Here is a 17,271-nt window from a genome sequence, read left to right as displayed (position 1 = left end):
CGATTTTTCGGTTAACAGCAATTCTTGCTGAGGTTGATTGCTGCTGCCACTGACAGGCACTGACTTCATGCCAGGCAATTGGGCCGCTACTCAGGACGACGATGCTGTAATATCCTGCTCCATTGACTTTCAGTTCGCCCGATTTGCCTCGGAAACGGTCTGAAATCTGGTAAAAAACGCCCTGTTTCCACTGGTTATCTCCCCACCACTGTCCTTTGCTGTCGGGATTCAGCATCGTGCATGTGTTGCTTGACCAGCGCATAGGTACCGCTGCAGCCATTGAGGCACTCAGGCCGGAAAGTTTTTCCTTTAATACGGCAAGCGCTCCTGCCGTCAGCTTTTGAGCATTTTCAGCAATAATGCGATTTTCTTCTGTCGGGGTCTTGGCGTAAGACTGCAGTGCAATCAGGCTTCCATCGGGTGATTTTTCGCCTTTGCGATTGATGCTGGCAATGACATCCGTGCCGGATTGACTCCAGGTTGAAATCTCATATGCCTGCGCACGAATGTGCTCAGCCCAGCGGTTCAGTTCGTCTGCCGGATTTGTCAGTGCATTGACGTACGGCACCATCTCTTGCTGGGTTCTTGGTTCAATTCTGGCGAATATACTTTCAGCGTCAGAGTAGCGTGCCGCAATGGCTTTGAGGCTCTCCTGGCCGATATTGTCGCCATTGTTTGCAATCAGGCTGCAGAGCTTGTCAATTTCGGCCAGCGAAGGGGCGATGGTTTGCTGGAGTTGGGACGTGTTGGTCATTGTCTTTATCGCCTGTGTTGCCGATTCCAGACTGGATACAACGACGTGTGTTTGTGCGAGAACAGCCGTCGATTCAGTCTTGATTGACGCGGTGATTTTCTGGAGCAGCCCCAGTTTTTGCTCAACCAGCAGACTATCCAGTTGTGGCAAGCTCGAAAGCTGAAGTGACGGTGCTCTTAGTTCTTCAGGGTGAACATTGACCCTTTGCCCGGAAATCCCTGCTTTTAATGCGTCGACCGCAGCAATGAGATCGCTGCCGGATTGCCTGGCAATTTGCTGGATTCTTGTATCACCGGTAGCGCTTTGGGCGTGGCTGTATTCTGCCTGCGCAATGCTTGATGCCTGATAGGCAGTATCCAGCAAATATAAAAGTGTGGGATTGCCGGTATGACTAATCTTGAGTGTTTCAGCCAGGTCTTGAATAAGGCCGATCATTGCTGTGTATTCAAGATCACTTGGTGTGCCCGAGATGAGTTTCTCTGTTTCTAAGCGCAGCGCTTTGTTTTGCTTAGCCAGATACAACGGCAACGGATCCAGCCCCGAATCTTCGAGTTGGATGATCAATTGGTTGGAACTTTCCTTGATGGCCAACGCGCTACTGCGCAAATTTGTTTTTTCAGTTTTGCTGATTCGGTCATTGGCGATGGCTGATGTAATGGCTTTACTTTGAGCCCCCAGTGCCGAGCTGATCCCGTTAGCCTTTTCTACCAAGGATTGAGCAAGGTTGGCCCATGGCACAAGGAATTGAGTGTTTTGATCGCTGACCAAGGTGCTGATGTTTTTCAGGGCAACGATACGTTCTGTCGTTGAGATTGCTCGATCAGCCGTCAGACGGGCTGTTTCAAGGGCTGCTATATCGGCTGACACGAGTATTTCAGTATCTCCGGCAGGCTGTGTTTCCGGGATCTGGCCAAAAAGACTTCCCGGATTTCCCCGGTAGGCAGTTCCCCCGAGAGGTGCAGGCCATGGGTAGTAGCCGTGTGTGCTGGCATATTGTTCGAGGCAGGACTTCGCTTCACCGGCGATTCGTTTTTCGACGGCCGCCATCAGCTCTTCCCGTGTAATCGTGATGAGTACATCGTCATTGCTTGCTTCGCGGCCAGTGCCGGATTGAAAAATCAGATCGCTGTCTGCATTTTTTGGATCAAGTTGGCCACGGCTGGCGATGATGATGGCGACAATGTCGGTGCTTGCCGGGCCATTGGCAATTTCGACACGCAAATCGGCTTCTGTGTCGCTGTTTAGTGGTGGCGTTTTTCGATCGCCGCCAAACCAGCGTGCCAAACTATAGTGAAAGACCATTCCCCGATCATCGACGGCAGTGACCAGATCGAGTGTTTTCCAGGGGAGAAGCCCGTTGTAACTATCGCAGTCATCGCGCGAAAGAATCGGCGAAATGCCGCTGCCGGTGATGTCCGGGCAGGGTAGGCGACCCGGTCGCTTGGCATCCGTGACAGCATAGGCAATCAAGGCCTCCTTGGCTTGTTTCAGCGCGTCAAGCAGTTTGACTTGATGGCGGATCGCATGATTTTGCGATCCAGACAGGCCTGAGATGACTTGGCTGCTGACCAGGATGAGGATGACGACGAGCAGCCAGATAATGATCCCGGATTGCTTGCGAGGTAGAGGGTGGCGATATTTCAAGGTTTACCCTTGGCCCGCTGGATTTCAATTTTTCCATCGCCGAGAATCGATAGCCGATTTCCGCTTTCATTGAGGAGCGTGTCGCCGACGGCGAGCGTCGCTGGAAGAGCGACTTCGTCAGGAATGTGTTGATTGTTTACCCAGCGAATGCGTCGGCCATTACTGCGGATCATTTCCCCATTGAGCGTAAATTCTCCTCTGCCATCGTGTGTTTCTCCGTTGATACTTGGCAAACGCTGCGTTCGTTCAAGGTTTGTGCGTTGTTCCGGAGTGAAAAACAGTCGTTCCAGACGATTTTCGGGCTGGGCGGCACATGTCTGAAAGCCAATTGATAGCGCAAACAAAACGATGGTCCCGTGCGCTTTCATTGCGGCAGGGCTCCTGTTTCAAGGAAATACCAGTCGATATCGCACTCTGCGGCCAGCATGCTTTCGCTCTCCGACGTGTTGCGCTTCAACAGACACTGCCGGATGACAGGAATGGCATTGATCTCCTGTTTGAGCTGATCAATAACGTCCAGCAGAATTTGCTCGTGCAACAGGCTGAGCCTGATGTTGAGTTTGATGCAAGAAAATGCCTGCTGGTCTGCCACAACAGGTGTGGATGATTTGGGTTCCGGGAATGAATACGCCAGTTGGTGAATGAACGGGTGGTGCCGGATTCGCTCCAATGATTCGATCAAGTTGAGCCGTCGTTCCTGTTTGTTGGCTCCCGTTCGACTGAACTGCCGAGCCAGGTGCTTGCCACTGGCTATGATTTGTTCTGCGGCATGCTGCGAGCGTTGTCTCTGCTCGTTGGCAAGAGTGTTCTGTCTTGCCTGCCGGTACTGCTCATTCGCCTGCGTGTGACGTTCCATTCCCCAGAGGGAGAGGCCGGTGGCGAGGGTCAGCATGACCAAAAAAACCGCAATCGGTTTTTGAACTGGATGTGCGTTGGACACCCATGTTTTCATGGTGCAGCTTGATAGCGCATCAGGAGTGCAAAGTGCCGGGCCTGTTTATCAGCGACGCTATTTCCCTGCACCAGCGATGCGGATGAGTCGGTCGAAACAAGCGATTTCTGAAGGTCGACCGTAGCACTGCCGACCTGTCTGAAGGATGCGATCAAGCGGTCCTGGTAAGCAATAAGCATCCTTGCCGAGGTTGATTCTGGGAGCAATATCCTGCCGCGTAATTGGGTGCTTTCAGGCTGTTTTCCTGCATCGTTCTGCCAATTGATTTCATCCAGCTCGACTTCGGGATATTGCGTCAATACCTGACTGATTTGTCCGAGCCTGGCGACGGGATCGGCGATTTGTCCCAAAATTGCGGTGTGCTGCTGATTGAGATTGCGCCACTTTTCAAGGGCGGCGGCACTGTCTTCCGTGGGCGGATTTTGTCGTGCCGGATCGTGGGAGGAAAGCGCAGATGTCTGTCTTTCCAAGTGGCTGATCTCGTGCTGCAGGTATACCTGCAAGCCCGTCGCAACGATTGCCATACCGATGCTGGCTACAACCGTCGCGCGTCGAATTTGATGCTGCAAGACGGTTTGGTGCAGGCGTGCTTCCTTGAATTTATGGCTGGGCTGTTTCTGGCTTAGCACGCCAAGAAAAATTGCCGTCGCATCTCCTTCTTCCATCTGAGCGGATATTTCAAGGCGTCTGGCGGTTTCGCCGGTTTCAAGCATCTGCCAGGCTGCTTCCTGGGGGCTCACCGTTACGTCGATGTTTGCTGTTACCTCATGCTGCGCGATCAGATAGGTTGGAATGACCGTATCGCGGGTGATCTCGCGTTGACCAATCAGGTATTGCCGTAGTTTGGTGTGCTCCTGCCGGATTTGCTCGGCCATTTGCACCGCATTGCCCTTGAGCAGGGGGGATTGCCGGATCAATAAATTCTGCCCATCGAGCAAAAAGCTTTGGCGAAGTACGTCGCCACATTGGGCGAGTAAAAGGCAACAGGATGTGTCGTGGCCCAGCGTTTTCAGTAGTAGCGGGCCAATTTGCGACAGGGTGAAAATCCCATTGCAGCAAATTCTGGATATTTTGATGCTGTCCAGCCAAGGGCCAAGTTTGTCCGCTTGGGAGAGTCCGGAAATGACCAGCTCTTCCTGGGGAGGCTGCGCCTTGTTGATGCCAAGGGGGGTCGAAAAAGTCAGGGCCGATGGCGGAAATGCATGTTGGATCCGGTGTTGGACAAGCGCTTGGCGGTCGGCGCCGCGAAGCCTGGGTATGCTTGCCCGAATGCAGGACTCATCTGCCGTGTCGACGGCAAGGCGATAGTGAGTTTTGTGATTTGCCGCCAGATAGGCTAAAAAATCCCGATGCCCATCGGGCGTATTTTCAAAACAGGCATGCCGGGCAAGTTGACCGCGGGAGGGCATGAAAACAGTCAGAGACTGAGGGTTGGCCAGAAAAATGGCTGCCTTGTTCATGTTTTGACCTGTCCGATCACATCATAAATTGGACCGATCAGCGCCATCATGATCCAGCCAAGCAAGCCACCAATCAGTAAAGTCAAGGCAGGTTCAATCAGCGACTGGAGGCGTCCGATCGACTCCCTGATGTCGCGGGTATAAAAATAGCTGACATTGAGCAGCACACTATCCAGCCCGCCCGTGCTTTCCCCAATTTGCAGCATGCGGATGATCAACGGCGGAAACAGTCCGGTGCGCGTAAATGCTTCGGCAATGTTGCTGCCATCCTGAATCGATTTTTCGACATCTTGCAGTGCCGCGCGGATGGCCCGGTTGTCGACGACGCCGTGTGTGATGCTGAGGGCTTGCAGGACTGAAATGCCTGAGCCGTAGAGCATGGCAAAGGTATTGGCAAATCGGGCGAGGCTGATTTTGCCTAGCAGTGGGCCGATAATCGGCAATTTAAGTATCAAGGCATCGGCGCGTTGCCGGGTGTTCTGGGAGGTATCGAGGATCCATCGAATCAGGATGCCGCCAGCGATGGGCAAGGTAATGATCAACGGCCACCAGTCAGCAACAAGCGCCGCGGTGAGAAACAGAAGCCGGGTTTGCAGGGGAATGGCTTGCCCTGTGCCGCTGAGAAACAGTTTCAGTTGCGGCACCATGTACAGCATCAGGAATATGGTGGCGCCGATGACGACGGTTGCAACGAAAGCGGGGTAGAGCAGCAGTTTTTTGGTTTGCGAAGAGAGTTCATCCTCCCATTTGAGGGCTTCGCCGAGGTTGGTCAGTGTGCTCGGCAGCTGGCCGCTTTCCTCTCCGGCTTTGATCAAATTGACAAAGATGGCGTCGAACAGGTGAGGATGGACAGCCATCGATTGGGAAATGGTTTGCCCGTTTTCAATGTCGCAAATCATCTCGCCAATGGCTTGCCGGAAAACCTTGTGTTCCGTGGCGGCTTGTAAATCCTTCAGCCCGTCGAGAACCGGAATGCCCGCCCGGGTCAGGTGCTCCAGATGAAAACAGAAGTCAATCCGGTCGCGCCGCGTGATGGTCGGCTGGCCAAAGAGCGGGCGGTAGCGGCATGGCTGGCAGCGGATCAGTTCCAGGTGCCTGATTTTCAACCTCGTTTCGAGGTCGACCGTATCCTGCGCCTCGGCATAACCCTGGGCGAGCTGTCCATCGTTGCTGAGTGCTTTGTAGCGGAACCGCATGGCTACATCCGTTCGCTCAGGTCAACGATGCGACAGAGTTCTTCGAGCGAGGTGTTGCCCTCGATGACATGTTGAACGCCGTCATCGGCCAGTGTCTGGAAGCCTTCCCCATGCATTTGTTCGCGCAGTGTGACCAAAGTGCTTCGTTGCGCGATCAATTTGTCCAGCCCGGGGCCGATGCGCAACGTTTCGATCAAGGCAATCCGTCCACGATAGCCCTGATGCTCACAGGCTGGACAGCCTAGCGAGTGATAAATGGTCAGGTTTGTCGCTGCGGTGGTGTCGTGATCGAGTAGCTTGAGCTCCTCGCTCGTTGCGATGCGGGGCTGCCGGCATGTCTGGCAAAGGCGGCGAACCAGCCGCTGGGCAATGATGCCGATAATGTTGCCGCTCATCATGTCCGGCTGTACGCCGATATCAAGAAGCCGGGGAATCGCACCGATGGCTGAGTTGCTGTGCAAGGTCGAGAAAACCTGATGACCGGTCATGGCGGCCCGAAAGGTCATTTCTGCCGTTTCCGGATCGCGTATCTCTCCGACCAGAATCACGTCCGGATCCTGGCGCATCATCGATCGGATGCCGCTGGCAAAATCCAGTTTGCTGCTTTCTCCCAGAGAGGTCTGACGCACCATCGGCAACTGGTATTCAACCGGGTCCTCCAGCGTCATGATGTTGACGCCTTCGCTGTTTATCTGGCCCAGAATTGAATAGAGGGTTGTGGTTTTTCCACTGCCAGTGGGGCCGGTGACCAGAATGACACCCTCCGGTCGAGCGATCATCCGTTTGAGTTGTGCCAGATGGTGCGTTCTCAGTCCGAGGTCTTCCAGGGGAATGATGCCTTGCCGCCGGTCCAGGATGCGCATGACCATGTTTTCGCCATGGATGGTTGGCTGGCAGGCCGTCCTGAAATCAACCGGCCGGCCTGAAATGTTCAGGCTGATTCGGCCATCTTGCGGTGCTCGCGTCTCGGTAATATTCATCCCGGCCATAACCTTGAGGCGAACCATCATCGCCGGCCAGCATGATTTGTGTAACGCGCGGATCTGGCGGAGTACGCCATCTATCCGGTAGCGAATGCGTAGAAAGTGAGCCTCCGGTTCAAAGTGAATGTCCGAGGCGGTTCGCTTGACGGCATCATTCAGCAAGGAATCAATTAGTCGAACGATAGGGTGTCCAAAATCGGGTGTTGCGGTCGACAGTTGTTTTCGGTCGATTTCGCCTGTGGCCAGTTCATGCAAGATGCCGTCGATCGAAAAATCATGGCCATAGAATCGATCAATGGCCTGGCTGATCTCCGATTCCCCGGCAAGCCGCATTTCAATCTTGAATTCAGAACCCAGTTCAGCTTGGATCTGATCCTGGGCGAGCAGGTCGTGACTGTCGGCAACCGCCAGAAGCAGGTGTCGGCGCACCTGGTCAAAATCAAGCGGCAACACACGCTGGCGTCTGGCGAGATCGCCGGGGATCAGTTTGAGTGCTTCAGGGTCAATGCTGATGTTTGCCAGGTCAATTCTCGTCTTGCCCTGTATCGCAGCCAACGTCTGGCATAAATGCTTTTCGCTCAGAAAACCCAGGGTGACCAGAAGGCGTCCCAATTGCTGTTTTCTTTCTTGCTGCTCGCGCAAGGCAATATGCAATTGATCGTCACTCAGCAATCCGGCGGTGATGAGTGCCTGGCCGAGCGGCAGATGTTGTGATGTCGATGAATTCATCGCGTATCCGACAGGACTTGTTGCAACTCGATCAGGCGAAGTCTGGTCTGGGCAATATCAAACCCGGCGAGACGCTTGTCTGAAGCTTCCAGTGCCAGTCGATAATGCTGAATGGCGAGGCGGTACTGCCTTAGCCGGTCAAGACTGATGGCCAGGTTGAAGAGAAAGTCCGGGTTGCCTGATTCATTGGCGACGGCATTGAAATAGGCTAGTTCGGCTTCATCCCAGCGCCCTTCTCCGGCCATCAGATTTCCCAGGGTAAAGTGCAGGGCGGCTGAGCGTGGATGAGCTGCCAGCCAGGTTCTGAGATGGCTTTCTGCTTCGCGGCGCATGACGCCGCCTTTGAGTGAACCGATAACGCTGGCAATGACTGCTGGAGATTGAGGGTTGGCCTGTTGCGCCTGTCGCCGGAGTTTCTCTGCCGCATCGGGCCGGTTTTTTCTTTCAGCAATGGTCGCGAGAGCAAGAAGAATGTCCGTGTTGTTGGGATCCTTGGCCGACTGCTTCTGATACGCCAACTGCACCAAGTCAAGTTCGTCCGGTTTTTCTGGCTCAGCGAGGGGCTGGCAAACAAGTGCTCCTGCTCCGATGTTTTTATCAGTCGGCTTGGCTTGATGTGGCGTACCTTGGTCGTGATTCGAAGCCAGCCCTTTCGGGGGATTGCCAAGACTTCCGGCCATCGCCAGGGCCGGGATGAGGAGTGCTACGATAATCATTATCAAGAACCTCATGATCGCTTGTTCGGGGGAAATGTCATGGATGTCTGCTTGCCTCGGGAAGGCCGGTGATGCTGTGTGCCGAAAATCCAGGCGAAAACATCCCTGGTCCAGGCAGGCGGTCTTTCAGCGAGCGGTAGTCCCCTTCGAGACTGGCTTCCTTGATGACGACGGGCCTTAGAAAAATGACCAGTTCGGACTTTCGGGAACTGTTGTCGCGCTTGGTAAGCAGCTCTCCAGCCAGCGGTATTTGTCCGAGCAAGGGAATCCGGCCGGTGTTGTAACTGATACCGTCCTCCATCAAACCGCCTAATACGGCAATGTCCCCGCTTGTCACGCGCATCACCGACTCGACTTCGCGGGTACGGATTTGTGGGACAAGATTCTGGACGCCGGCTGCTTTGTTCGATGGATTGGGGTCTTCCTTCCAGTCGGAAACGCTGGAAATGGTTGGCCGGATATTGATGATCACCGTTCCGGATTCACTGATTTGCGGCGTGACGGCCATCACCAGACCAACCGAGACCGATTGCGGCGTGGTTGTGACGGCGGTCGTGGTGCCAACATTGGCTGATGTGGTCGTGTCGGATTTGACGTTGAAGTACACAATGCTTTCAACAACCTTGAGTAGCGCCGTTTGGTTATTGAGTACCGATAAGCGAGGGCTGGAGAGCACCTTGGTCGTACCGAACGATTCGAGAAGATTGACTGCGGCGACGAGATTGAGCGGCTTGTTGAGTTGCCGCAAAATCAGGCTGAATGCCGTGTTGGCCGAATCAGCAACACTCCCGTTGGCCGGCCGGGTGATGGAGAAGCCGGAGTCGTCCGCGCGAAAGCGGCTCCAGTCGATGCCTTGTTTGAAGCCATCGGACAGTTCGACCTCGACAATCGTCGTTTCGATCATGACTTGACGGCGGGCGGCATGAACTACCCGGTCGATGAATTCCTGTATTTTTTCGTGTTGCCGCTGGGTGGCACGGACGGTGATGACGCCACTTTCGGCATTCAGAATAACGGCGGCGGCTTCGCGAAACGTGTTGCGCCGGATGGTTGAGTTGGCGGCAGTCTGTGATGAACTGGGGACTGGCGATGTTTGTTGGACGGTGTTGGCTGCGGGGCGGTGTGTTCGAGGGTTGTTGGGAGGCTGGGGCTGCGGCCCTGTCGAGTTTCTGCTATCGGTTTGTTCAATGACTGTTTCGCTGCTGCCCTCGGGCAATGTCTTGTCGGTTTCCCGCAGGATGTCCTTGATGTTTTTTTCCAGCGACTCCCAGAAAATATTCTTGGCGCTATTGTCGATCCGCGTATTGGATATATTTCCCGCACTGCCGCCCGTCGCCGCACCCGGCATGTTTCCCGCCGTTGAAATCTGCGTGTTGGTCGAGATCGTCCCGCTGACATTGCGCGCCATATTGACGTAGTCAACGGTGTAATGCCTGAGAAACGGTGAATCTGGCATCACCGAAATATTGTCCCCATCAAATTCGAAGCGAATATCAACTTGCCTGGCGATTCGCTGTAGAAGTTGCGGCAGGGTTTGATCGATGGCGTTGAGGCTTAGCGTCCCCGATATGCCAGGGTGAATGTCGACGTTGATTTTTGCATCGCGCGCCAGGGCAAACAGCAAATCCCGCGCTTGAATGTTGTTGACCACGACACTGTAGGTTTCGGCCTTGTTTGTCTGTGCGGCAGAGTTCACAGGTGGTGGCAAATTGTTCAGTACCGGGCTTGGAATATTGCCTGGGATGATTTGTGTGGTGCTTGCGGGATTCAGGTGCCCTGGCACCCGATCGTGTACGACAGGCGTGCTACACGCAATCAGTAACAGCGGGATGGATGAAATGATGAACAATTGCACGCGCACTGGTTTTGTTCCTCTTTTAGCCCACTGGTATATTTGTTTGGCATTTTATGAGGGGTGTTTGCAGATTGTTTGTAATTTTTTGTAGGGAGATACGCTTGGCTGCCGTTTCGGGTGACTTGGCTGTGCTGGCGTGGGCGCAACATTCCAAATGGAAAAGTTGGCAATTGCAGCAGCAGCCGGCTGAGCGGGGAGCTAATCTGGTAAAATCGCACGACTTTTTTCAAGGGACCCCGTTTTGTCCAACGACATCCTGGTCGATATAGAAGACCTACGCTTCGACTATGATGGTCGGCCCATCCTGCAGGGAATCAACATGAAGATTCCTCGCGGCAAGGTCGTCGCCATCATGGGCGGGTCCGGTTGTGGCAAAACCACGCTTTTGCAGTGTATTGGCGGGCAGTTGAAGCCGACCGGCGGCCGTGTTCTTCTCGAACACAATCGTGTTTGCGAAATGACTCAAAAAGAGCTTTATGGGTTGCGCCGCCGCATGGGGATGCTTTTCCAGTTCGGGGCCCTGTTTACCGATATGTCCGTGTTCGACAACGTGGCTTTTCCGTTGCGCGAGCACACGGATTTGTCGGACGAAATGATTCGCGACCTGGTGTTGATGAAGCTTGAGGCCGTCGGGCTGCGCGGGGCTCATAAGCTGATGCCCGGCGAGCTTTCTGGGGGAATGGCCCGGCGTGTTGCCTTGGCTCGGGCGGTTGCACTCGACCCGATGCTGGTCATGTACGACGAGCCCTTTACCGGCCTGGACCCCATTGCGCTGGGTGTCATCGGGCAATTGATCCGGAAGCTGAATGACGCGCTCGGCGCGACCTCGATCATGGTGACTCACGATGTTCAGGAGTCGCTTCAGATCGTTGATTATATTTACTTTGTTTCAGGTGGGCAGATTGTTGCCGAAGGGACGCCCGATCAAATTCGCGCCTCGCAGGATCCATTTGTTCATCAGTTCGTGCATGCCGAAGTTGATGGGCCTGTCCACTTCGATTACCCGGCGCCAGTTGTTCGCCATGAATTTCTGCGCGGGGTGAAGCATGCCTGATTTGCTGCTTCCTTTCCGCAAGCTGGGGCATGCCGTTATTGAGCGCATCTGGCGACTTGGTTTTGCCGCGCGCTTTTTGGTTGCCATCCTGCGCTACTCCGGGGCCTCCTTTTTGCGCCTGCCGCTGACCCTGCGGGAAATTTATTTCAGCGGGGTGCTGTCTCTGCTGATCATCATGGTTTCCGGGTTGTTCGTCGGCTTGGTGCTGGGTTTGCAGGGGTATGAAACCTTGCAGCGCTATGGTTCAACGGAAGCGCTTGGTGTTCTGGTGGCACTGTCCTTGACACGTGAGCTTGGCCCGGTTGTCGCCGGCTTGCTGTTTGCTTCGCGGGCCGGCTCTTCCGTCACGGCCGAGATCGGCTTGATGAAAGCGACCGAGCAACTCAAGGCAATGGACATGATGGCGGTCAATCCGATTGCGCGCGTTGTGGCTCCTCGGTTTTGGGGCGGCGTGATTTCCATGCCGTTGCTGGCAGCCCTGTTTTCTGCCATGGGGGTGCTGGGGGGCTGGCTGATTGGCGTGGTGTTCATCGGTGTCGACGATGGCGCTTTCTGGTCGCAGATGCAGTCTGGTGTCGATTGGCGTTATGACGTGCTCAATGGCGTCATCAAGAGTTTTGTTTTTGGCATCGCGGTTTCGCTGATTGCCGTTTTCGAAGGTTACGATTCCGTGCCGACCGCCGAAGGGGTTTCCCGGGCAATCACCCGTACTGTGGTGACTTCCGCCCTGACCATTCTGGCGCTCGATTTCGTACTCACTTCGTTCATGTTCCGGGGAGCTTAATGAAACGTACCGTACTAGACCTCTGGGTCGGTTTTTTTGTCGCTATTGGTATTGTCGCGCTCATGTTCCTGGCTTTGAAGGTCGGCAATTTGTCCTCCTCGCACTTGTCGGAAACCTACGTCCTCCAAGCCAAGTTTGATAATATTGGCGGCCTGAAAGTGCGTGGCCCGGTTAAAAGTGCCGGCGTGCTGGTCGGGCGCATTTCCGATATACGTTTTGATCCAGCGACTTACGAAGCGGTCGTGACGATGGAAATTGGTGGCCGCTATCAGTTTCCCAAGGATACGTTTGCCTCGATTTATACCGCAGGCCTGCTCGGCGAGCAGTACATCGGGTTTGATGTTGGCGGTGAGGAAAAAATGTTGCAGGCGGGCGATACAATCAAGAAAACACAGTCGGCCGTGGTACTTGAAAAATTGATTAGCCAATTTCTATTCAGCAAGGCAGCAGACGGACAGGATAAAAAATGACGGTGATGCTCAAGGCATTAAGTGCTCGTGGGGTCGGCAAGCTGATGGCGGGTGCCGCTCTCGCTTTGATTTTGTCTGCCGAGGTGGCGGCTGAAGCTAACCCGCGTGATCCGTATGAAGGATTTAACCGCACGATGTTCTCTGTGAACGAAGCGGTTGATAAATACGCTGCCAAGCCCGTTGCTCAGGTCTACGACAAGGCTGTTCCCTTGCCGGTCAAGGCTGGGCTCGGTAATTTCTTTGGCAATACCGCGGACTTGTGGATTGGCGTCAATAGCGCCCTGCAAGGCAAGTTTGGCGATGCCGGCATTGATGTCAGCCGTCTGCTGATCAATTCGACGGTAGGTATCTTCGGCTTGTTTGATGTTGCCAGCGAGCTTGGCCTGGAAAAGCACGATGAAGATGCCGGACAGACGCTGGCTGTTTGGGGTGTTGGTGATGGCGGTTACCTGTTCTGGCCAATTCTCGGCCCCCGTACGGTGCGTGATACTGCTGGCTGGGGCATCGACTCTTATGCTGATCCGGTGTGGCGCGTTCGTCCGATTGCCTCGCGCAACAGCATGGTGGCGGCTCGTTTCGTTGATATCCGTGCCAGCCTTTTGCCGGCAGATAAAGTCATCGATGAGGCGGCGCTGGATAAATATGCCTATATTCGTGACGCTTACCTGCAACGTCGCCGCAACCAGATTTTTGATGGCCGCCCGCCGCGCCTGGAAGATTGATTCTCCATTGTGAACACCATGAAAAAAGTTTTTGCTTTTGTTGCCTCCGTGTTTTTTGCGACCTCCGTCCTGGCGCAGGAGGCTCCCGATGTGCTGGTCCAGCAAGTCTCGTCTGAAGTCCTCGAGATTATCCGGTCCGACAAGGATATCCAGAGTGGCAACACCCAGAAGGTAATCGACCTCGTCGAGAAAAAGGTATTGCCGCATTTCAATTTTCAGCACATGACAGCCCTGGCTGTTGGCAAGGACTGGAAAAAAGCCAATGCCCAGCAGCAGCAGCAGTTGGCGGCAGAATTCAAGACCCTGCTGGTGCGTACCTATGCCAATGCACTGACTGGCTATAAAAACCAGAAACTGGTCTACAAGCCATTCAAAATGGCTGCTGGCGAGACCGATGTTCTGGTTCGGACCGAAGTGCTTCAGCCGGGTAGTAAACCCGTTCAGATTGACTACAGTCTGGAAAAGCTCGATGCCGGCTGGAAAGTTTACGACATGACGGTGGCTGGGATCAGTCTGGTGACGAACTACCGCGATCAGTTCGCTCAAGAAGTACGCAATGGCGGACTGGATGGTTTGATTTCGACGATTTCAGCCAAAAACAAATCCTTGGAGTCCGGCCAGGGCAAGGCGGATAAGAAATGATCGAACGTCAGGCCGGGCGCCTTGTGGTCAAGGTGCCCCTTGTCATGGCCAATGCGCGCGGCCTGCTTGAAGCAGGCCGTTCTGCTTTGCAGGCCGGGGAAGATGTTTTCGACTTTGCCGAAGTGAGGGAAGCGGATTCGTCGGCTTTAGCCGTTATGCTCGGCTGGTTGCGGGCGGCTGAATTGTCGCGGTCGACCGTTCGATTTGCCAATATTCCGGCCGGAGTTCGTTCGCTGGCTGAGCTGTACGGCGTTGCCGAACTGCTGCCCCTCGCTTGAGGGCGTTGCTGTGACCGCTGCAGTTTCCTTTACTGATGTCGTTAAGCATTTTGGCTCCCTGAAGGCGCTGGACGGGATTTCGCTCGACATCGCGCAAGGGGAGTTTTTTGGCCTGCTTGGCCCGAACGGTGCGGGAAAAACAACCCTGATCTCTTCTTTGGCCGGTCTTGTCCGGCCTGACTCCGGCACCATCAAGGTGCTTGGGCATGATGTCATTGACGACTTTCGTCTGGCGCGCGGCATGTTGGGCGTTGTGCCGCAGGAGTTGGTGTTTGATCCCTTTTTCAGTGTGCGTGAAACGCTCAAAATCCAGTCAGGCTATTTCGGTATTCGAAAAAATGATGACTGGATCGATGAGATTCTCGAAAACCTTGATTTGACGGGCAAGGCAGATGTGAATATGCGTCGTCTGTCGGGTGGCATGAAGCGCCGTGTGCTGGTTGCGCAGGCGCTGGTGCATAAACCGCCAGTCATCGTGCTTGATGAGCCGACCGCAGGCGTTGATGTTGAATTGCGTCAGGGCTTGTGGCAATTCGTTCGTCGCTTGAATAACGAAGGTCACACCATTATTTTGACGACCCACTATCTTGAAGAGGCCGAAGCCCTTTGCGGCCGGCTGGCCCTGATGAAACAGGGGCGACTCATTGCGCTCGATAGCACGGCCAACTTGATGGCAGCCCATCCAGGTGGAACGCTGGAAGATGTTTTTGTCCGGACGATGAATCAGTGATCGGTTTCTGGACGCTTTTCTACAAGGAATTGCTCCGTTTCTGGAAGGTTGCCTTCCAGACCGTCGGCGCGCCTGTGCTGACGGCGCTGCTCTACCTGCTGATCTTTGGGCATGTCCTTGATGAGCATGTACTCGTGCATGGCGTCCGCTATACAACTTTCCTGGTGCCTGGTCTCGTCATGATGCAGATATTGCAAAATGCCTTTGCCAATTCATCTTCCAGTCTGATTCAGGCAAAAATCACGGGCTCGATCGTCTTTGTCCTGCTGCCGCCGATTCCTTATGGTGCCTTTTTCGGGGCTTATGTTCTTGCCGCATTGCTTCGTGGCTTGATGGTTGGTCTGGGGGTCTTGCTGGCAACGATCTGGTTTGCCGAGTTGAAAGTTGTGGCCCCCTTCTGGATTCTTGCATTTGCTGTCTTTGGCGGTGCCTTGTTTGGTGCGTTGGGCATGATTGCCGGCATCTGGTCGGAAAAATTCGATCAGCTGGCTGCCTTCCAGAATTTTCTGATCATGCCGCTGACCATGCTTTCAGGTGTCTTCTACTCGATTTACACATTGCCTACATTCTGGCTGCGTGTGTCGCATTACAATCCCGTTTTTTACATGATTGACGGCTTTCGTTACGGGTTTTTTGGCGTCTCCGATGTGGCGCCCGAAACCAGTCTCGCAGTCGTCGTAGCCAGTTTTGCTGCAGTCACGTTTTTGACGTTGAACCTGCTCAAGCGTGGCTGGAAACTTAGAGCTTAAAAATATGCATCCTGAACAGATCAAACAACTCATCCTCGCCGGAATGGCTTGTGAGTACCTTACTGTCGAAGGCGATGGGCAGCATTTCTACGCAGTCGTGGTGAGTGCTGAGTTTGTCGGCAAAAATCGTGTTCAGCGTCAGCAGCGGGTTTACCAAACGCTCAAGGGTGAGCTTGCGAGCGGTGAGTTGCACGCACTTTCCTTTACTAAAATACTGACCCCCGAAGAATGGAGCGTACAGCGTGGATAAGTTATTGATTCAGGGCGGTAAAGCCCTCTCTGGCGAAGTTGCCATCTCCGGGGCCAAAAATGCTGCGCTCCCCATTCTTTGTGCCTCGCTGTTGACTGCCGAGCCGCTGCACCTGACCAATGTGCCGCATCTCAACGATATTTCGACCATGCTTCGTCTGCTGGGGGAAATGGGTGTTGGTGTGACGATGGATGGTATTGACGGCATCGTGCTGAATGGTGGTGGATTGAATAATCCGGTCGCTTCGTACGAGATGGTCAAAACGATGCGCGCATCCATCCTCGTACTTGGCCCGCTGGTTGCCCGTTGCGGCGAAGCGCGGGTTTCCTTGCCCGGCGGTTGTGCCATTGGCGCCCGTCCGGTCGATCAGCACATCAAGGGGCTGCAGGCCATGGGGGCCGAGATCAAGGTCGAGCAGGGCTATGTGCACGCCAAGGCAACTCGCCTCAAGGGGGCGCGTATCTGCACCGATATGGTGACCGTGACGGGGACCGAGAATCTGATGATGGCCGCGTGCCTGGCTGATGGCGAAACAATCATAGAAAATGCCGCACGTGAGCCGGAAGTGGTCGATCTGGCCAACTGTCTGATCAGCATGGGCGCCCGGATTTCTGGTGCCGGTACCGACATCATCCGGATTCAGGGGGTCGAAAAATTGCACGGGGCGACTCACGCCATCATGCCGGACCGGATTGAGACAGGCACCTATCTTTGTGCGGCGGCAGCAACGGGGGGCGATATCCGCCTTGTCAAAACCTCTGCCGCCTACCTTGATTCCGTGGTCGACAAACTGATGGATGCCGGTTGTGACATCACCGTCGAGCGCGATGCAATCCGCCTTGTCGCGCCGCAGCGGCTCAAGGCCGTCAGCCTGCGTACAGCGCCATACCCGGCTTTTCCGACCGATATGCAGGCGCAGTTCATGGCCATCAATTGCGTTGCCGAAGGTGTAGCGACCATTCGCGAAACCATTTTTGAAAACCGTTTCATGCACGTCAGCGAGTTGATGCGTCTGGGGGCGGATATTCAGATCGACGGCAGCAATGCCTTGGTCCGTGGCGTGAATCATCTTGAGGGCGCGACAGTCATGGCGACTGACCTGCGTGCTTCGGCCTCTTTGGTCATTGCCGGTCTGGTGGCACGTGGAGAAACGTTGATTGATCGCATCTATCACCTGGATCGCGGCTATGAGCGAATCGAAGAGAAGCTTGCCAAGCTTGGTGCCAGCGTAAAGCGGGTGCATTGAGCTGTTGTTTCTGCGCTGAATCGACCGGGTTTCCCCGGTCGACCGCTCCAGTTGGGC

Annotated in this window: 17 protein-coding genes and 1 pseudogene (1 of these 18 only partly in view); 10 read left to right on the top strand and 8 right to left on the bottom strand. The window is 54.6% G+C overall.

The features are described from left to right. The 8 genes in view from KI614_RS12900 to mshL are tightly spaced (at most 37 nt apart) and all read right to left on the bottom strand, a layout consistent with a single transcriptional unit that may run on beyond the window. A protein-coding gene (locus KI614_RS12900; RefSeq protein ID WP_226406096.1) for a hypothetical protein crosses the window boundary here: on the bottom strand, nt 1-2,398 show its 5' portion. Its footprint begins 212 nt before the window's first position; the window shows 2,398 of its 2,610 coding nt (coding positions 1-2,398); the start codon lies at nt 2,396-2,398; the stop codon falls past the left edge of the window. Further along, nucleotides 2,395-2,766, bottom strand: a complete 372-nt coding sequence (locus tag KI614_RS12895; protein WP_226406095.1) for a hypothetical protein — start codon at nt 2,764-2,766, stop codon at nt 2,395-2,397. The genes KI614_RS12900 and KI614_RS12895 overlap by 4 nt, the downstream gene beginning before the upstream one ends. Further along, a complete protein-coding gene (locus KI614_RS12890; protein ID WP_226406094.1) occupies nt 2,763-3,350 on the bottom strand; it encodes a hypothetical protein in 588 nt (195 codons plus the stop codon). The genes KI614_RS12895 and KI614_RS12890 overlap by 4 nt, the downstream gene beginning before the upstream one ends. Continuing rightward, the gene (locus tag KI614_RS12885; RefSeq protein ID WP_226406093.1) at nt 3,347-4,810 is read right to left on the bottom strand and encodes a hypothetical protein; all 1,464 of its coding nucleotides are present in this window, start codon (nt 4,808-4,810) and stop codon (nt 3,347-3,349) included. The genes KI614_RS12890 and KI614_RS12885 overlap by 4 nt, the downstream gene beginning before the upstream one ends. Next, the gene (locus KI614_RS12880) at nt 4,807-6,006 is read right to left on the bottom strand and encodes a type II secretion system F family protein (RefSeq protein WP_226406092.1); all 1,200 of its coding nucleotides are present in this window, start codon (nt 6,004-6,006) and stop codon (nt 4,807-4,809) included. The genes KI614_RS12885 and KI614_RS12880 overlap by 4 nt, the downstream gene beginning before the upstream one ends. 2 nt (nt 6,007-6,008) lie before the next feature. Next, a complete protein-coding gene (locus KI614_RS12875) occupies nt 6,009-7,718 on the bottom strand; it encodes a GspE/PulE family protein (protein ID WP_226406091.1) in 1,710 nt (569 codons plus the stop codon). Further along, nucleotides 7,715-8,434, bottom strand: coding sequence for a tetratricopeptide repeat protein (locus tag KI614_RS12870; protein ID WP_226406090.1), 720 nt, complete (start codon nt 8,432-8,434; stop codon nt 7,715-7,717). Before KI614_RS12870 ends, KI614_RS12875 begins: the two co-directional genes overlap by 4 nt. 37 nt (nt 8,435-8,471) lie before the next feature. Beyond that, complete coding sequence (gene mshL / locus KI614_RS12865; protein WP_226406089.1) at nt 8,472-10,130, bottom strand: pilus (MSHA type) biogenesis protein MshL; 1,659 nt, start codon at nt 10,128-10,130, stop codon at nt 8,472-8,474. A 400-nt stretch (nt 10,131-10,530) separates the two neighbouring features. Between mshL and KI614_RS12860 the strand changes: the two genes are divergently transcribed. The 10 genes and pseudogenes from KI614_RS12860 to murA all read left to right on the top strand — a co-directional run bounded on the left by KI614_RS12860 (nt 10,531) and on the right by murA (nt 17,214). Next, nucleotides 10,531-11,343, top strand: coding sequence for an ABC transporter ATP-binding protein (locus KI614_RS12860; RefSeq protein WP_226406088.1), 813 nt, complete (start codon nt 10,531-10,533; stop codon nt 11,341-11,343). Then, nucleotides 11,336-12,127 (top strand): lipid asymmetry maintenance ABC transporter permease subunit MlaE, encoded by a 792-nt coding sequence (gene mlaE / locus KI614_RS12855; RefSeq protein ID WP_226406087.1) that lies wholly within the window; start codon nt 11,336-11,338, stop codon nt 12,125-12,127. The genes KI614_RS12860 and mlaE overlap by 8 nt, the downstream gene beginning before the upstream one ends. Next, a complete protein-coding gene (gene mlaD / locus KI614_RS12850; RefSeq protein ID WP_226406086.1) occupies nt 12,127-12,597 on the top strand; it encodes an outer membrane lipid asymmetry maintenance protein MlaD in 471 nt (156 codons plus the stop codon). The genes mlaE and mlaD overlap by 1 nt, the downstream gene beginning before the upstream one ends. Next, entirely contained in the window at nt 12,594-13,319 is a 726-nt protein-coding gene (locus tag KI614_RS12845; protein ID WP_226406085.1) for a VacJ family lipoprotein, read from the top strand. The genes mlaD and KI614_RS12845 overlap by 4 nt, the downstream gene beginning before the upstream one ends. An 18-nt stretch (nt 13,320-13,337) precedes the next feature. Continuing rightward, nucleotides 13,338-13,961 (top strand): phospholipid-binding protein MlaC, encoded by a 624-nt coding sequence (locus tag KI614_RS12840; RefSeq protein ID WP_226406084.1) that lies wholly within the window; start codon nt 13,338-13,340, stop codon nt 13,959-13,961. Next, nucleotides 13,958-14,239 (top strand): lipid asymmetry maintenance protein MlaB, encoded by a 282-nt coding sequence (locus KI614_RS12835; protein WP_203467431.1) that lies wholly within the window; start codon nt 13,958-13,960, stop codon nt 14,237-14,239. Before KI614_RS12840 ends, KI614_RS12835 begins: the two co-directional genes overlap by 4 nt. A 10-nt stretch (nt 14,240-14,249) precedes the next feature. Further along, nucleotides 14,250-14,912 (top strand): annotated as a pseudogene (locus tag KI614_RS12830) (ABC transporter ATP-binding protein); the annotation flags it as partial. Nucleotides 14,913-14,965: 53 nt separating this feature from the next. Continuing rightward, nucleotides 14,966-15,718, top strand: a complete 753-nt coding sequence (locus KI614_RS12825; RefSeq protein ID WP_203467429.1) for an ABC transporter permease — start codon at nt 14,966-14,968, stop codon at nt 15,716-15,718. 4 nt (nt 15,719-15,722) lie between these two features. Beyond that, nucleotides 15,723-15,968: a BolA family protein gene (locus KI614_RS12820; protein WP_203467428.1), complete on the top strand. Its 246-nt coding sequence runs from the start codon at nt 15,723-15,725 to the stop codon at nt 15,966-15,968. Next, a complete protein-coding gene (gene murA / locus KI614_RS12815) occupies nt 15,961-17,214 on the top strand; it encodes a UDP-N-acetylglucosamine 1-carboxyvinyltransferase (protein WP_226406083.1) in 1,254 nt (417 codons plus the stop codon). The genes KI614_RS12820 and murA overlap by 8 nt, the downstream gene beginning before the upstream one ends. Nucleotides 17,215-17,271: the final 57 nt, after the last annotated feature.

Origin of the sequence: Dechloromonas denitrificans (assembly GCF_020510665.1) — a bacterium.
Taxonomy (GTDB): Bacteria; Pseudomonadota; Gammaproteobacteria; order Burkholderiales; family Rhodocyclaceae; genus Azonexus; species Azonexus denitrificans_B.
This window is presented reverse-complemented; position numbering and strand designations above follow the sequence as displayed.

Coding starts and splice junctions, on each gene's coding strand:
- KI614_RS12870 (WP_226406090.1), bottom strand. CDS start 8,434: ATGATTATCGTAGCACTCCTCATCCCGGCCCTGGCGATGGCCGGAAGT.
- KI614_RS12840 (WP_226406084.1), top strand. CDS start 13,338: ATGAAAAAAGTTTTTGCTTTTGTTGCCTCCGTGTTTTTTGCGACCTCC.
- mlaE (WP_226406087.1), top strand. CDS start 11,336: ATGCCTGATTTGCTGCTTCCTTTCCGCAAGCTGGGGCATGCCGTTATT.
- KI614_RS12845 (WP_226406085.1), top strand. CDS start 12,594: ATGACGGTGATGCTCAAGGCATTAAGTGCTCGTGGGGTCGGCAAGCTG.
- KI614_RS12835 (WP_203467431.1), top strand. CDS start 13,958: ATGATCGAACGTCAGGCCGGGCGCCTTGTGGTCAAGGTGCCCCTTGTC.
- mlaD (WP_226406086.1), top strand. CDS start 12,127: ATGAAACGTACCGTACTAGACCTCTGGGTCGGTTTTTTTGTCGCTATT.
- KI614_RS12885 (WP_226406093.1), bottom strand. CDS start 4,810: ATGAACAAGGCAGCCATTTTTCTGGCCAACCCTCAGTCTCTGACTGTT.
- KI614_RS12895 (WP_226406095.1), bottom strand. CDS start 2,766: ATGAAAGCGCACGGGACCATCGTTTTGTTTGCGCTATCAATTGGCTTT.
- KI614_RS12880 (WP_226406092.1), bottom strand. CDS start 6,006: ATGCGGTTCCGCTACAAAGCACTCAGCAACGATGGACAGCTCGCCCAG.
- KI614_RS12820 (WP_203467428.1), top strand. CDS start 15,723: ATGCATCCTGAACAGATCAAACAACTCATCCTCGCCGGAATGGCTTGT.
- KI614_RS12875 (WP_226406091.1), bottom strand. CDS start 7,718: ATGAATTCATCGACATCACAACATCTGCCGCTCGGCCAGGCACTCATC.
- KI614_RS12890 (WP_226406094.1), bottom strand. CDS start 3,350: ATGAAAACATGGGTGTCCAACGCACATCCAGTTCAAAAACCGATTGCG.